We start from the raw sequence: 14,419 nt of genomic DNA, 5'->3' as shown, positions 1-14,419 counted from the left end.
AAAATATCTATGATTGGATGTTTAGTTGTGACTTAATCAATGGATGATCAACAAGGTTCGCCATCGCGTGCTCAATCTGTCACTCGGCGATGCCGAGCTAAGATTGCTGCGCGTCTTTGCCTCCGTCGTCCAGCATGGTGGATTCTCCGCCGCCCAGACTGCCCTCGGGATGACGCAGGCGACCATCTCCACCCATATGCGCCACCTCGAGGAACGGCTGGGCTTGCGCCTTTGCAGCCGCGGGCGTAGCGGATTCCTTCTGACCGACGAAGGCCGCTTGGTTTACGAGGCGACTTTGGACCTCTTCGGCTCGCTGGAAAAGTTCCAGAGCCGGGTCGGCGAAGCGCAGGGAGAACTGACCGGCAGCCTGTCCTTCGGCACCGTCGACGCGATGATCACCAACCGGGATCTCGACCTTCAAGGCGCGCTTGCCGCCTTTCACCGGCAGGCACCGCGTGTCCACCTCGAAATCGACGTCGCCGCACCGCAGGTGCTGCACCAGGGGCTGTTGAACGGCAGCTACCAGATCGTCCTGATGCCGTCAGTCGGCGGCGCCACCCCGCATTTCCGCTCACAGCCAGTGTTTTCCGAGGTGCAGAAACTTTATTGCGCCAAAGGTCATCCGCTGTTCGAGATGCCAGATGAAGCTCTAACCGACGAACTCCTGGAAGCGCAATCCTTCGCAGGCCGCACCTACATGCTCGCCGAGACGATCTGTGGCATCAATTTCCACTGGGCCGCGTCAACACCGCACATGGAGGGCACGCTGCTGCTCTTGCTTTCCGGCGCCTATATCGGTTTCCTGCCCGACCATTACGCCGACGAATGGGTGCGCAGCGGCCGCCTGCGACTGCTTTTGCCCCAACGCATGACCTTCGAGGACATGTTCCATATCGCTCATCCTCGCAGCAAGGCCTCGCGCGCCGCCGAGACGCTTGCCCAAGCCATCATCGCCAGCGCACGCCACCCCTAGCCCGATAGCCTCAGTGCGACGTGCGGAAGCGGCGGCGCAACGACGCCGCGGCCCTCCATTGGCTCCGAATATGCGCCCTTACAAATATTGCTGGAGGGCCGGCTTGACTCCGTCTTGGCGCGCTCGTATCAAGTTGTAGGCCTAACCCTACAAGTGGATGCCATGCAGTCTACGTCAAATCCAATTTCAACACTGTCGCTGGCGGATCTTCCCGGCCCCGACGTCGCCATCCGCCGGCTGAAACACCCCGGACGCTGGATCAGCGGCGGCCTCGTCATCCTGCTCATCGCCGTGATCGGACGCGCCTTCGCCGTGGGTCAGATCCAGTGGACCGTGGTCGGCGAGTTTCTGACGGCCGGCGTCATCATCACCGGTTTCGGCTGGACTCTGCTGATCTCGGCCTGCGCCCTGGTACTCGGCGTGCTGCTCGGCTTCGCCTTCGGCATCATGCGGCTCTCGGAAAACCCGATCCTGCGGTTTGCAGCCTGGCTCTATGTCTGGGTGTTCCGCGGTACGCCGGTACTGCTGCAGCTCCTCATCTGGTTCAACATCGCGCTTGTCTTCCCGAAGCTCTATATCCCCGGCCTCATCGACGCGCGCATGGTCGACGTCGTGACGCCCTTCGTTGCGGCCGTCCTCGGTCTCGGCGTCAACGAAGGGTCGTACCTGACGGAAGTCGTGCGCGGTGGCATCGGTTCGGTCGACAAGGGCCAGAAGGAAGCCGCCCATACGCTTGGCATGACGCCCGGCCAGACGATGCGACGCATCATCCTGCCGCAGACCCTGCGGCTGATCCTGCCCGTGCTCGGCAACAGCGCCATCGGCATGCTGAAATTCTCCTCGCTCGCTGCCACCATCGCCATGGGCGAAATGCTGAACGCGGCCCAGCGCATCTACTTCATCAATGGCGCCGTCATCGAACTGCTGTTCGTCTGCGCCGTCTGGTACCTGGCCGGAACCACCGTTCTTTCCATCGGCCAGTACTATCTCGAACGCCATTTCGGCCGCGATGCCGCAACGACAACCACCGAACGCCGCTGGTTCAAGGGATGGGCGCGGCGTCCGGCCGTCACGGGTGAAGCATGACACTTGCAGTCAAGGCGGTCGGTATCCGCAAGAGTTTTGGCAGTCACGAAGTCCTGAAGGGACTCGATCTGGACGTCACCTATGGCGAGGTTCTCTGCATCCTCGGGCCCTCGGGCAGCGGCAAGAGCACGTTCCTGCGCTGCATCAACCATCTCGAAACGCCCAATGGCGGTTATGTCTGGGTGGACGGCGCGATCATGGGCTACGAACTTGCCCGCGGCGCACTGCAGGAACTGCCGGTCAAGCGACTGCGCGCCCAGCAAAGCCAGCTCGGCATGGTGTTCCAGCATTTCAATCTCTTTGCGCACCGCACGGTGCTCGGCAACGTCATCGAGGGTCCGATGGTGGTGCGGGGCCTCAGCCGTGCCGACGCCGAGGCCCGTGCCATGGGCCTGCTTGAACAGGTGGGCATGGCGGCCAAGGCATCGAGCTATCCGTCGCAGCTTTCCGGCGGTCAGAAGCAGCGCGTGGCGATTGCCCGGGCACTCGCCATGGAGCCGCGCGTCATGCTCTTCGACGAGCCGACCAGCGCGCTCGACCCAGAGCTCGTCGGCGAGATTCTGGAAGTCATGCGCAATCTGGCGCGCGGCGGCACCACGATGATCGTCGTCACCCACGAGATCGGCTTCGCAAGAGAAGTCGCCGACCGGGTCGTAGTGATGATCGACGGCGAGATCCGCGAAAACGGCGCGCCGCAACAGGTCCTCAGCAACCCCGACGATCCGCGCGTGCGCACATTCCTCAGCCGGGTGCTTGCCTGACCACAAGAGTTCACAAAAGGGAGAACAGGAAATGAAACGACTGCTGCCGATGGCCATGGCGCTTGCCTCCGCCACCTTCATCAGCCTTGCCGCAGGGAGTGCTGCCCATGCTGCCGACGAAAAGCTGGCCGCCGCGCTGCCGGATGCCGTGCGCGACACCGGCAAGCTGAACGTCACGATCAGCCTTGCCTATCCGCCGATGGAATACAGCGACGCAGGCTCGACCGAGCTCAAGGGCTTCGACATCGATCTCGCCAAGGCGATCGCCGAGCGGCTCGGCCTGACGGCGGAATTCCAGAATGTCGAGTTTCCGCAGCTGATCCCGCAGGTGGTTACCGGCCGCTCCGACCTGATCATGACGGCCTTCTCCGACAAGGTGGAGCGCCAGACGCAGCTCGACTTCATCGACTACTTCAAGACCGGCAACGTCTTTTATTCGACCGCCGATCACCAGGGTGAGATCAAGACCGAGGCCGACCTCTGCGGCAAGACGGTTGCGGTTGCGACCGGAACGAGCTGGGTCACCTGGGCGGAGAACCTCGGAAAATCGATCTGCCCGGCCGACAAGCTGATCACCGTCATCCAGATCCCGACCCAGGCCGAGCACATCATGCAGATCCGCCAGGGCCGCGCCCAGGCTTCGGTTATCGGGCTTGAGGGTCTGCTCGACCTGATGAAGCAGGAACCGGACAAGTTCTACCAGATCGGCGAGGTCGGCGAGATCAACCACTACGGCATCGCCTTTGCGAAAGCCAACACGCAACTGCGCGATGCAATCAAGGGCGCGCTCGACGCCATGAAAGCCGACGGCACTTATGCACAGATCCTCGACCGCTATGGCTTGAAACAGGCGGGTGTCGAGGAGTTCAAGATAAACGGAGCCACCCAGTAACGAACCGCGCCGGAGCCTGCCTTGACCCATCCTTCCATGCCAGACGCCTCAACCGTAAGCGGCGAACGCCCCGACGATCGACTGTCGCGGCTGCGCCCCGATCTCTATTCGAGCGAGCAGCTTTACCGGCAGCTCTATCGGGCGCTACGCGCTGCGATCCTGAGCGGCGACTTTTCCGAAGGTGAAGCCATTCCCTCGGAGAACCAGTTGCGCGACCAGTTCGGCATTGCCCGAACGACCGTGCGCAATGCGATGGCGCTTCTGGTGTCGGAAGGTCTGGTCCGGCAGGTTCGCGGTCGCGGCACGATCGTCTCGCACCGGCCGATCAGCCACAACATCTGGAACTTCGGCAGCTTCACGGAACTCGCCCGAAAACAGGGCCAGCGCCCGCTGACGCGGGTGCTGGAGCACCGGGTGGACAATGGCCAGCTCGTGCTGGTGCGCGCCCGCGGGCTTGCCAACGGCGACAGCGTCACCTGGCTGAACGTCGACACGTCCGAGCTCGATCTCGCCCTTTATCCCGGGCTTGATCGATACGACTTCGCGTCGCAATCCCTCTACGAGGTGTTGCGCCGCGACTATGACCGTCACCCCCTGCGTTCGGAACTGCTGCTGACCGTCGTGCCGGCTTCCGATCGCCTGCGGGAGGTCTTTGCCCCGGCGCAGGACGTGCCGGGCTACCTTTGCGCCAGCGGGGATGTGCTCGACGCGGACGACCGGTTGGTCGAGCGCACGTCGATCGTCTACTCGCCGGCAGTCCAGATGAAATTTGCAACGCGCTGGGGCCGCGAGACCGCGCCGCACGGCGTGCAGGAGACATGACATGAGCCGCTTCGGCGACACCTTCACCATCCAAAAACCGATCCTCGGCATGCTGCACCTTGCCGGCGACGGCGCTCAGGCCAAGCTCGCCCAGGCCGAAGAGGAAGCCCGCATCATGGCCGGCGAAGGCGTCGACGGGCTGGTGGTCGAGAACTATTTCGGCGATGCCGAGGATGTCGAGCGGGTGCTGGAGCGGATCTTCCGTCTCGACCTCGGGACGCGCATCGGTGTCAACGTCCTGCGCGACGATGCGCGCGCCTTCGCGCTCGCGCGGACCTACCCGGTCTCCTTCATCCAGGTGGATTCCGTCGCCGGGCACCTGCCGCCGGATGCGGATGCCCCCTTTGCGACCGAACTCCAGACCCGCCGCGACGGTGTGACGGCCCTGCTCCTCGGTGGCGTGCGCTTCAAGTATCAGCCGGTGCTTTCGGGTCGCGAAGAGGCGGAAGACGTGCGCATCGGTGCATCGCGCTGCGACGGGCTGGTCGTCACCTCGGACGCAACCGGCCAGCCGACCGACATGGACAAGGTGGCGCGCTTCCGCACTGCAACGGGTGGCGAGACACCGCTTCTGATCGGCGCCGGTCTCACCGAAGCCAATGCGCGTGAGCAACTGGCCCACGCCGACGGCGCCGTTGTCGGCAGCTGGTTCAAGCACGATCACAAGGACACCGGCCGGGTCGAAGCCGCCCATGTCGCGGGATTGATGCGCGTCGTGCGCGCGATCAGGAGTGCGGCATGAGCGCCGTCGACGCCATCCACGCCCGCCCGGTAACATCGGACAATTTTTCCCGCTACGGCCGGGCCTACGACCTGACCGACGACACGGACGGCAAGGTGGTCTGGACGGTCGGCGACGGCTGGAACGACGGTTTTACGAAAACGCCATTGATCGACGGCGGCGGCCATCTCGGCATCACCCGTGGGGGGCAAGCGCCCTGGGATTGCCGGGCGATGGAGCGGCACCCGCTGACCGAAGAGGCGATCTTCTGCCTCGCCGCCCCCGTCATCCTTGCGGTTGCGCCGGCGTCGGATGCCGACCAGCCGCATCGTGACGAGATCGAAGCCTTCGTGATCGCGCCCGGGCAAGCTGTCGTCATGGATCGCAATGTCTGGCATGACGCCTGCCGGGGCGTTTCCGGTTCCGCACCCTATTACTGGATGGCCGTCTGCGGCCTCGGCGAAAGCCCGTGGGTCCCCGTCTCGGGCGGCCCGATAAAGGTGTCCGCGGCAGCAGGCACGGGATCGACGAAATGACCGCATTCTTCATCGGCGATGTCGCCCTCGACGAATACTACACGGCCGACCGCTGGCCCGGGCGTGCCGACAAGGGCATGGTCAAGGAACTTCCCGCCGAAGCAGGAGGCTCCATCGCCAACGCCGCAGTGGTGCATGCCGGTCTCGGCGGCGATACGCAGTTCATCTCGCTGCTGAACAACAGCCCGCTCTCCGAGCGGCTGATCGCCGATCTCAGGCAGAATGGTGTCGGCGTCGACCACATGCTGATCGATCCGGCGATCCCGGAGTCGCGCAATTTCATCTTTCTCGTCGAGGGCGAGCACATCGTGCTCACCGTCGAGATGGGCGAGCAGCCGATGTGGCTTTCAGACAAAAGCCTGAAGGCGCTGCGCCAGCCGGGTTACCTCTACACCACGCTCTATCGCGTCCGCCGGCTGCACGCCCAAAAACCGGACGGCGTGTTGAAGCAGGCCGAACTCCTCAAGGATCTGCGTTCCCATGGCCGCCGGACGATCTTCGACCTCGATGTCGGCGGATGCACGCTCGAGGACATGCCCTATCTGACCGGAGCGGCTGTCGTCATCTTCAACCAGATCGGCTTTCACGCCGCCTTCGGCCACGACGACATCAGCCTCATCGGCGACTGGATGCGCGAGCACCGGATCGACCGGGTTGTCCGCACGTTGGCGGCCGATGGCGCCGAGGCTCGCGATCGGGACACCGTTCTTCGCGTGCCCGGCTTTGCCGTCGACGTCGTCGATGTCACCGGCGCCGGCGACACCTTCGGCGGCACGCTGACCTGGTGCCTCTCGCAAGACCGGATCTTCGAAGAGGCGCTCGATTTCGCAGTCGCGGCGGCTTCCCGCGCCGTGACCATTCATGGCCCGCGGGCAGGCAAGGCCACTTTCGAAGATGTCGTGTGCTGGCGACAGAGGACGCTCCAGGCGCCCGTTCGTTGAACGGGCCTATAGGCCAAAACTCCCCAGCCATATCAGAAAGCGCGTTCGTTTGTGCCGTTTGGTGGACCCATAGGAAGCGGTACTCAGCCACTTCCACTGGATACATTATGCGATTTTAAACGCACAAAGCGGGAACTGGAGGCCGCAGCCTCATATTCGCATGAACCCAGGCCAGCGCGGCCGACCGTACGCAAAAGCCAGCGTGGACAAAAGACGATCAGCCCCGCCCCCCTTGGGAAGGGGCTTACGAACAGCCACTCCGCGAGGACGGCACAGACCAAGATCGAACCCCAGATGCTGGCAAGGTAGATGTCGTTGAACGTCACGTGAGGCCAGATGGACATCGCTACGCTGCCAAGGCCGAGAAACACCCAGGAGTACAGCGGCAAATGTCAGGGCGTAGTTGCGGATCATCCAGATGCGGTGATCGGTAAAGCGGCGAGCTCTGGCAGCCTGATAGCCCTTCCACATCGTGAGCAACCAGGCCAGGGCCAGGAGAATGAAGCCGATCTGCGCGGGGATACCGGACGTGGACATCAGCGCGGATACAAAGCCCGCGACGCTGCCAATCACGATCGAGACCGCGTAAATCCGGCAAGGAACTGGAACGGGCCGATGAGAAGAGCCACGGCGCCCGGAACACCGTGCGCCGATACCCAGAGCAGATGAGAAAGATAGGCGCTGTTGAGCGGGATCTTGCTCCAAGCACGATCGAGCGTCAGGTACGGTGGCGCGGAGTATAGGGCTATGCCTACCGCCGATACGATGAAGAGAACCCATGTCGTCTTGCGGGGCAAGCTGTCGCTCAGAATGCTCATGTTGATCGCTTTTCTCGAGAGGACGGCAGAAAATACGACCCCTTCGCTATAATCTGAATTGCAAGAACGCTGGCTCTAACGCGATCTCATCCGGGAAAGAGCCCAGGCAGGATCGGCCGAGGAGCGCCCGATGTGGAGTCCGGCAATCCGCCGCTGCACTATGCGACCCCAGACGCACTCCACAATCACCTCGACATCAAATGGAGGGCGGGAGGGTTTGCGGATCGATGACAGCCGGCACGACGCATGAGACTGCCGCAGCGTGTCGCAAGCAGCCGAGTTTGATCAAAATCTAGCGCATCACCTTGAACGCTGCCCGGATTTCCCCGTCAAACAGTTCGGGTTCCTCCCACGCAGTAAAGTGGCCACCCTTCGAAGCGCGATTGTAGTACACGTCGTAGATCGAGCCATTCGACAAGCATGCGTGTCGGCGCATCGCAAGATTGTCCGGAATTCTCGAAGCAATGCGAAACGCTTACCTCGATCACTTCCGGCAGATCGACCCCGCGGAAGATGAGGTTGGGCGATTTTCCGCCAAGCTCCAACGCGACGCGCTTCACGCCGGCGGCAGCGTTTTTCGACACTTACCAAATACATCACAAAACAACGCAGTCACCCAATTGTTCAAAAGAGAGCTCGCCGGCTCGCGCGGAAGCGGTTCAAGTGGAGGTCGATACATTGTACGACTTTGAACGCATCAAAACGGAGGCGATTCCGATTTCGGATAAACACTCCAGCTAGGCTGCTCGAGCAGCCGCGAGTGCCTGCTCCAGATTCGCCTTGAGGTCGTCGACATCTTCCAGTCCGATTTGAAGGCGCAGGACCGGCCGTCGGTCGGCACGGGCGAATCCGACCAACACCACAAGGAGCGGCCGTTGACGCCGTCGGCACGTTGTTCCTGAACGAGCGGATCCGTATGTCATTCGAGCCTGAGGTCCTTGCCTTGCGATTGACGCTGCGTTTCGGACAGCTTGAGGTCGGCCGCGACGCGATCACGCGCAGAAAGCAGCTGGATCGCCCGCATCGCGTCCCAAGCTAGGCGCACTTCAGCCTTCTGCTGGCAGGTCATGCCCACAGTGACGGCTGCGAAGACCTCGCCATCCGGGGCCTTCGCAGCAATCTGGAGGAATGTGCGCTCGCCGAACCTTTGGTTGACTGCCGCTGAAAATCGCTCGAGCTCAATTGTGACTGACGGATGGAGGGATGTCCCACCAAGGCGTTTCTGATCATCTCGCCCGAGCCCTTCGCGCAATTGTTCGAGCGCTTGCCTGGCAAAAGGTGAAAGAGCCGGAATCTCGACCGCCAACCTCGAACGAATGGCATTCTCTTCAGCCGCGTACCTTCGCCCAGTCTCAGCGCGTGCGCGTGTGTAGTCAGCGAGGTTTCGGGCGAGCGCCGGCACATTGAGAAGTGCCGTGTCGCGATCCCTTTTGTCGGAACGGCTCGCAAACATCCCGGTCCTGCCACTGAGCGCACCGAAGTGCTGTGGCTCGGCAGCAAGCTTCTGAAGGACGGTTGCGGCGAGCGATGCATCGTTCAGCATCGCATCGACCTTGACGGCGGCAAACGCGACCTCCGGCTGAGCGTAAACGAGCTGGAAGCGCATCGAGACGTCCTGCCATATTTCTTTCAGGTTGAGGTCCGACCGGAGCTTGTCCTCGACCGCTTGCTCGACAGATTTGGCAAAAACCGTGATCGCTGAGACCATGGGTCTTGCAGCTCCGACTGCCGGGACCGCGTGCTCAAGCTTACCGCGGGAAAGCCCGATTGAAGACACCAGATCGACCAATCGCGCGCCCAGTGTCGCGAGTTTTTGCTTCTGCCCGACGATCCAGTGAAGCCGGTCGCGCACAACCGTGCGGGCAACGCTCATGAGGTCTAGTCCGCGTGCTTCCGCAAACCGCAGTGCCTGGGGATAGAGCGGTCGCGCCTCATAGTCGAGCGTCGTTTCCTTGGCGTTGCGACGCGACAGCATTGGCCCTAGGCCGCCCGACTTTGCGAAGGACCGGCGACCGTAGTAGACGGCAAGTTCGTCGCGGTGGCGCGTCATGGCGACGTAGGTGAGATGCCGGTCCAATGACAGCGAGGCGAGCACCCTCACCCGATCGACGGTCGCACCTTGCGATTTATGGATGGTCGTCGCGTAGCCGTGGTCGACATTGTTGTAGATGCGCTGTTCAACGACAATGTCGCGTTGATGTGTCCCTTCGCCAACGCTTGCGATGAAGCGGCCAGGAAGCGCTTCTATCACGCGCCCAAGCATGCCGTTCTTGACACCCAGGACGCCATCGTTCTTCAGGAACACGATCTGGTCGCCGGCGGAAAAATTGCGGTTCCCGTCTGCGGTGCGGAAAGCATCCCCTTCACCGACAACCCCGCGCTCGACAAGCCTGGCGCGTGCTAGCGTATTGAGCGTGCGCACATCCCGCCGCAGGTGCGCGAGGATCAGACTGGTCTTTGTCGGGTCATAACCCCGGTCCCAATCGGTGATGAGGCGTTCGACAGCCTCGGCTTTGAGTTCCGCACTCACTACTCTGCCATTGGCGCGATAGGCGTCGATCGCTTCGCCTATCTTGCCGCGTGCCAGATCGAGCGAAGCGCTGCGCATCCAGGGCGCGCGCTGGCGGTAAATGGTCTCAAGTTCAGCATAGCCAATCCGGTCGACGATCGCGCGGAACGCCGCACCGGCCTCGATCGGCTGAAGCTGTTCGGGATCGCCGACGAGAACAAGTTTCGCGCCGGCCCTTACGACGCCTTCGACGAAGAATGCCATTTGACGGGACGAGACCATGCCGGCCTCGTCGAGGACAAACACTGTCTTTTCGTCGAGGCGGTCGATGCCTTGCGTCCAGCGACGTTCCCACGACGAAAGCGTCCGCGAAGCGATGCCCGCCTCCTTCTCCAATCCCTCGGCCGCCTTGCCGGCGAGAGCCCCGCCGACAACACGATACCCCGCCGCCCGCCAGGCCTCGCGAGCGGCTTTCATCATCGTTGTTTTGCCGGCACCGGCACGACCGACAACGGAGGCAAGGGCGGCATCCGAAGTCAGATGCTTAATCGCCGCCCGTTGCTCATCAGAAAGACCTCGATTTTTAGAAAAGGTTGCCTCCAGCAAAGTGCCGCGGACACGATGCGAAGTTCTTCTCGCGAGCCAGAGCGCGCGGTTCACCATCTCCGCTTCGAGCTTGATGAGTTCCCGCGTCGTGTACCGTGCGGGGGTGTAGATCCCCGTTCCAAGGTCGGTACCCTCTACAGTCAGGCGCAATGCACTCGGATCTCGCAGCACGCGCAACATCAACGAGCCGAAGAGAGCGGCATCGTCGATGTAGCGATGAAGGATCTTGGCGACATCCCGCGCATCGAAGACGCTCTTTTCGCGCGTAATCATCTCTAGCACGATTTGCGGACGGCGCTCGATGCGGCGCGCATTCTCCTGACGAAGAGCCTCCTGAAGTTCGAGACGTTCCAGAGAAGCCGGAATTTTCGATGCGGAGGACTTTCGCTCGAGCGCCTTGGCGCCAACGCCCAGATGGATCGTCGGCTCGACAGCAATCCCTTGGCGCACATATGACCGACCGTCGACGCGTATGTCGAGACCGGCGAGCGCCAGATGCCTGTTCTGGCATTCGAACCATCCGTCTCTAAGAGAATTGAAATCGTCGAGACCGCCCGCCCAGAGCTCGTAAACGATCTTGCCCATGTCGTCGCGCAACGGCCGGCCGTCAGGTGCAAGCAACGGCACTTTCTTCGCTCCGAACCCTTCGTTCGTGAAAGGACGAAGCGTCGTCATCAGGTGAACATGCGGATTGCCGGGGGCGTCATGATAGACCCAATCGGCGACCATGCCTTTTGAAAGGATGTGTCTCGCCACGAATTCGCGCACAAGCGCGATGTTCTGCTCAGGTGTCAGTTCGATCGGCAAGGCGATCGTGACATCCTTGGCAAGCTGGGCATCGGAGCGCTTTTCGAACTCTTCGACCCTGTTCCAGAACGTTTCCGAGGCGCCAGCGACGGAGCGATCGGCAATCATTGAGGAAAGCCAGGCCGGCGCATCCGCTGGCACCATGAACTCTTCATGGAGCAGCCCCTGCTTGGTGCGATAGTCGACCGCGCGGGCCTCGCGCTCGAAGTCCATTTTCGCACAGTGGCGATAGGCGGCCGACATGACGGCACTGCGACCCGCGCCACGGGCAACGATGCTGACGGAGAAATGCGGGACGGCCACGGCGATATCACTCCGGATGAAAACGAGATCAACGCGTTCCTGGAAGGGGGCGGCCACGCCGGGAAAGCAACCCGAGACGTCGCGCCAGCGACGTATAATTGCGCCCTTGGATGCCGCTCCTTCGGAACGGCCGGGATGATCGTCAAAGGCGTTGGCCAAGCCAACGGACACTTTTGTCCCTGGATGAGCAAGCTCATCCAATAGATTTTCGTGTCGCTCCAACAACGACACGAAAGGACGATCGGAATGAAAAAGCCTTCTTCGAGGATCCGCGAAGAGATTGCCAAGCTTCAGGAACAGTTGAGGCAATCCGAAACCCGCGATGCTGAACGGATCGGTCGGATTGCCTTGAAGGCCGGTCTCGGGGATATCGAGGTCGATGAACTCGAACTGCAATCCGCCTTCGAAAAGCTCGTGGCTCGGTTTCGGGAAGGCGGGAGAACGGCAGTCCAGGGGAGAAAGACCCCGTCGCTCACGCCTGGCACGCCTCAGGGCGGCGCTGAAGGGGCTTGAGCGGATGGCACGCGCAACCACTATCGTTGCCCGGCGGAAGGACACCCGGGAAAAGATCGAACTCGGCGGCCTGATCGTCAAAGCGGGCTTGCGCTACGAGACGCGCGCGCTCCTCCTCGGCGCCTTGATCGATATTGGTCAGCGCCTGAAGGTCGACGATGGCGAGCGCAATCGACTAACGAAAATCGGCGCGGAGGCCTTTCGCCATGGGCGTGATTAGGATCGTACTTGCGGCCTCGCCACTTGCCTTGATGATCCTTGCTCTTGTCGCAACGCAAGGCGCCGGCGACTGGGTGTCGTCCTTCGCAGGACGAGAGGCCGGACGCCTGGCGTTGATCCAGGCGGGCGTCGCGATCCCCTCTGTTTCAGCGGCGCTCGTCGGCGTCATTTATCTGTTTGCGGCTGCCGGATCCGCCAACATCCGCCTTGCAGGATGGGGCGCTTTCGGGGGAGGGCTGACGGCTGCCGTTGTCGTCCTCATCGACGGCTTTCCACAGACGAGCCACGCTCAGTCCTGGAAGTTCCACACGCTGGACTTCGAACCGGCAGCGCTCGTCGGAGCCGTGGCATCGCTTCTATCATCGGCCTTCGCATTGCGGGTCGCACTGATCGGAAATGCCGCCTTCCCCAAATCTGCGCCGTGGCGCGTTCGCGGCAAGCGCGCCATCTACGGCGAGGCCGAATGGATGAAGCTCTCTTCCGCCAAAAGGCTCTTTCCGGAGGCGGCGGGCATCGTGATCGGAGAGGGCTACCGGGTCGATGGAGACAGCGTCGCGGCCATTCCATTTCGAGCAGACAAGCCCGAGACCTGGGGCGCTGCGGGCAGGTCGCCACTCCTATGCTTTGACGGCTCTTTCGGCTCGTCGCACGGTATCGTCTTTGCCGGGTCAGGCGGATTCAAGACGACTTCGGTAACAGTGCCGACAGCGCTCAAGTGGGGTAGTACCCTCGTCGTTCTCGACCCCTCCAATGAAGTGGCCCCGATGGTGGTCGGCCATCGAAAAGCCGCCGGCCGGGACGTTCGGATCCTCGATCCAAAGAAACCCGACGCGGGCTTCAATGCGCTGGATTGGATCGGCCGTTACGGCAGAAGCAAGGAAGAAGATATTGCCGCGGTTGCCTCCTGGATCATGAGCGACAGCGGCCGCGCAATCGGGATTCGTGACGACTTCTTCAGGGCGTCCGGACTGCAGCTGCTGACCGCACTCATCGCCGATGTCTGCCTCTCCGGTCATACCCGCAAGGAAGACCAGACGCTGAGACAAGTTCGCAAGAATCTCGCGGAGCCCGAGCCAAAACTGCGCGAACGGCTCCAGACCATTCACGCAAACTCGAACTCGGACTTCGTGAGAGAAAACGTCGCTGCATTCGTCAACATGACGCCGGAGACCTTTTCGGGCGTCTACGCCAACGCAGTCAAGGAGACCCATTGGCTCTCCTATGAGAACTACGCGGGTCTGGTGTCATCTAAGAGTTTTTCGACCGAGCAGCTTTTGGCCGGATCGCTTGATGTCTTCATCAACATCGATCTGAAGACGCTCGAAACACAGTCGGGCCTTGCGCGCGTCATCATCGGATCCTTCGTGAACGCGATCTACAATCGCAATCGCTCAGGCGACGACCTGGCTCTGTTTCTGCTCGATGAGGTTGCCCGCCTCGGTTACCTGCGCATCCTCGAAACGGCACGCGACACCGGCCGCAAATACGGGATATCACTCACGCTGATCTTTCAGTCGATCGGCCAGATGCGCGAGACGTTCGGCGGCCGCGACGCGACCAGCAAATGGTTCGAGAGCGCAAGCTGGGTCTCCTTTGCCGCCATCAACGATCCAGAGACGGCCGAGTATGTTTCAAGGCGCTGCGGCACGACGACCGTCGAGGTTGACCAGGTCAGCCGCAGTGTTCAGGCGCGAGGGTCGTCACGCAGCCGCTCAAAGCAACTCGCTCCGCGGCCGCTGATCCAGCCGGACGAAGTGCTGCGCATGCGTGCCGACGAACAGATCGTCTTCACGGCGGGAAACGCGCCGCTTAGATGCGGTCGGGCCATATGGTTCAGACGCAAGGACATGCGAGCCTGCGTCAGTGGGAATAGGTTTCATGCTCCGTCGGAGCCTACCTGAACTTTCCAGGC

General features: G+C 62.0%; 14 protein-coding genes and 1 pseudogene. 11 read left to right on the top strand and 4 right to left on the bottom strand.

What is annotated here, in order from left to right; genetic code table 11:
* Positions 1-43 precede the first annotated feature (43 nt).
* The 8 genes from C1A35_RS31170 to C1A35_RS31135 all read left to right on the top strand — a co-directional run bounded on the left by C1A35_RS31170 (position 44) and on the right by C1A35_RS31135 (position 6,732).
* Positions 44-973, top strand: a complete 930-nt coding sequence (locus tag C1A35_RS31170; RefSeq protein ID WP_104668109.1) for a LysR family transcriptional regulator — start codon at positions 44-46, stop codon at positions 971-973.
* Positions 974-1,156: 183 nt separating this feature from the next.
* Positions 1,157-2,059: an amino acid ABC transporter permease gene (locus C1A35_RS31165; RefSeq protein WP_440271582.1), complete on the top strand. Its 903-nt coding sequence runs from the start codon at positions 1,157-1,159 to the stop codon at positions 2,057-2,059.
* A complete protein-coding gene (locus tag C1A35_RS31160) occupies positions 2,056-2,820 on the top strand; it encodes an amino acid ABC transporter ATP-binding protein (protein WP_104668107.1) in 765 nt (254 codons plus the stop codon). The genes C1A35_RS31165 and C1A35_RS31160 overlap by 4 nt, the downstream gene beginning before the upstream one ends.
* A gap of 31 nt (positions 2,821-2,851) precedes the next feature.
* A complete protein-coding gene (locus C1A35_RS31155; protein WP_104668106.1) occupies positions 2,852-3,712 on the top strand; it encodes an ABC transporter substrate-binding protein in 861 nt (286 codons plus the stop codon).
* A 21-nt stretch (positions 3,713-3,733) separates the two neighbouring features.
* Positions 3,734-4,534, top strand: coding sequence for a GntR family transcriptional regulator (locus C1A35_RS31150; protein ID WP_158665209.1), 801 nt, complete (start codon positions 3,734-3,736; stop codon positions 4,532-4,534).
* Between the two features lies 1 nt (position 4,535).
* Positions 4,536-5,276 (top strand): BtpA/SgcQ family protein, encoded by a 741-nt coding sequence (locus C1A35_RS31145; protein WP_104668104.1) that lies wholly within the window; start codon positions 4,536-4,538, stop codon positions 5,274-5,276.
* A complete protein-coding gene (locus tag C1A35_RS31140; RefSeq protein WP_104668103.1) occupies positions 5,273-5,791 on the top strand; it encodes an ureidoglycolate lyase in 519 nt (172 codons plus the stop codon). The genes C1A35_RS31145 and C1A35_RS31140 overlap by 4 nt, the downstream gene beginning before the upstream one ends.
* Positions 5,788-6,732: a carbohydrate kinase family protein gene (locus tag C1A35_RS31135; RefSeq protein ID WP_104668102.1), complete on the top strand. Its 945-nt coding sequence runs from the start codon at positions 5,788-5,790 to the stop codon at positions 6,730-6,732. Before C1A35_RS31140 ends, C1A35_RS31135 begins: the two co-directional genes overlap by 4 nt.
* A 150-nt stretch (positions 6,733-6,882) precedes the next feature.
* Here the strand turns inward: C1A35_RS31135 and C1A35_RS37280 are convergent, their stop codons facing one another.
* The 4 genes and pseudogenes from C1A35_RS37280 to traA form a co-directional block, all read right to left on the bottom strand.
* Complete coding sequence (locus C1A35_RS37280) at positions 6,883-7,305, bottom strand: DUF2306 domain-containing protein (protein WP_440271580.1); 423 nt, start codon at positions 7,303-7,305, stop codon at positions 6,883-6,885.
* Positions 7,302-7,550 carry a hypothetical protein gene (locus C1A35_RS36840; protein WP_234823070.1) on the bottom strand — a complete coding sequence of 83 codons (249 nt, stop codon included), beginning with the start codon at positions 7,548-7,550 and terminating at the stop codon, positions 7,302-7,304. Before C1A35_RS36840 ends, C1A35_RS37280 begins: the two co-directional genes overlap by 4 nt.
* Positions 7,551-7,960: 410 nt before the next feature.
* A pseudogene (locus tag C1A35_RS31125) lies at positions 7,961-8,134 on the bottom strand (aldehyde dehydrogenase family protein); the annotation flags it as partial.
* A gap of 335 nt (positions 8,135-8,469) precedes the next feature.
* Positions 8,470-11,775, bottom strand: coding sequence for a Ti-type conjugative transfer relaxase TraA (gene traA, locus C1A35_RS31120; protein WP_104668172.1), 3,306 nt, complete (start codon positions 11,773-11,775; stop codon positions 8,470-8,472).
* A gap of 246 nt (positions 11,776-12,021) precedes the next feature.
* Here traA and traC point away from each other — a divergent pair, with 246 nt between their 5' ends.
* The 3 genes from traC to traG are packed head-to-tail and all read left to right on the top strand — an operon-like array spanning position 12,022 to position 14,408.
* Positions 12,022-12,288, top strand: coding sequence for a conjugal transfer protein TraC (traC, locus tag C1A35_RS31115; RefSeq protein WP_104668100.1), 267 nt, complete (start codon positions 12,022-12,024; stop codon positions 12,286-12,288).
* A gap of 4 nt (positions 12,289-12,292) precedes the next feature.
* Positions 12,293-12,508 carry a type IV conjugative transfer system coupling protein TraD gene (traD, locus tag C1A35_RS31110; protein WP_104668099.1) on the top strand — a complete coding sequence of 72 codons (216 nt, stop codon included), beginning with the start codon at positions 12,293-12,295 and terminating at the stop codon, positions 12,506-12,508.
* On the top strand, positions 12,495-14,408 hold the full coding sequence (traG, locus tag C1A35_RS31105; RefSeq protein ID WP_104668098.1) for a Ti-type conjugative transfer system protein TraG: 1,914 nt from the start codon (positions 12,495-12,497) through the stop codon (positions 14,406-14,408). The genes traD and traG overlap by 14 nt, the downstream gene beginning before the upstream one ends.
* The last annotated feature ends 11 nt before the right edge of the window (positions 14,409-14,419 follow it).

This window comes from Ensifer adhaerens (assembly GCF_002940685.1).
Classification (GTDB): domain Bacteria; phylum Pseudomonadota; class Alphaproteobacteria; order Rhizobiales; family Rhizobiaceae; genus Ensifer; species Ensifer adhaerens_E.
The sequence above is the reverse complement of the archived record's forward strand: the minus strand, read 5'-3'. Positions and strand labels throughout refer to the sequence as shown.

Coding starts and splice junctions, on each gene's coding strand:
- C1A35_RS31170 (WP_104668109.1), top strand. CDS start 44: ATGATCAACAAGGTTCGCCATCGCGTGCTCAATCTGTCACTCGGCGAT.
- C1A35_RS31160 (WP_104668107.1), top strand. CDS start 2,056: ATGACACTTGCAGTCAAGGCGGTCGGTATCCGCAAGAGTTTTGGCAGT.
- C1A35_RS31155 (WP_104668106.1), top strand. CDS start 2,852: ATGAAACGACTGCTGCCGATGGCCATGGCGCTTGCCTCCGCCACCTTC.
- C1A35_RS31145 (WP_104668104.1), top strand. CDS start 4,536: ATGAGCCGCTTCGGCGACACCTTCACCATCCAAAAACCGATCCTCGGC.
- C1A35_RS31140 (WP_104668103.1), top strand. CDS start 5,273: ATGAGCGCCGTCGACGCCATCCACGCCCGCCCGGTAACATCGGACAAT.
- C1A35_RS31135 (WP_104668102.1), top strand. CDS start 5,788: ATGACCGCATTCTTCATCGGCGATGTCGCCCTCGACGAATACTACACG.
- C1A35_RS36840 (WP_234823070.1), bottom strand. CDS start 7,550: ATGAGCATTCTGAGCGACAGCTTGCCCCGCAAGACGACATGGGTTCTC.
- traC (WP_104668100.1), top strand. CDS start 12,022: ATGAAAAAGCCTTCTTCGAGGATCCGCGAAGAGATTGCCAAGCTTCAG.
- traD (WP_104668099.1), top strand. CDS start 12,293: ATGGCACGCGCAACCACTATCGTTGCCCGGCGGAAGGACACCCGGGAA.
- traG (WP_104668098.1), top strand. CDS start 12,495: ATGGGCGTGATTAGGATCGTACTTGCGGCCTCGCCACTTGCCTTGATG.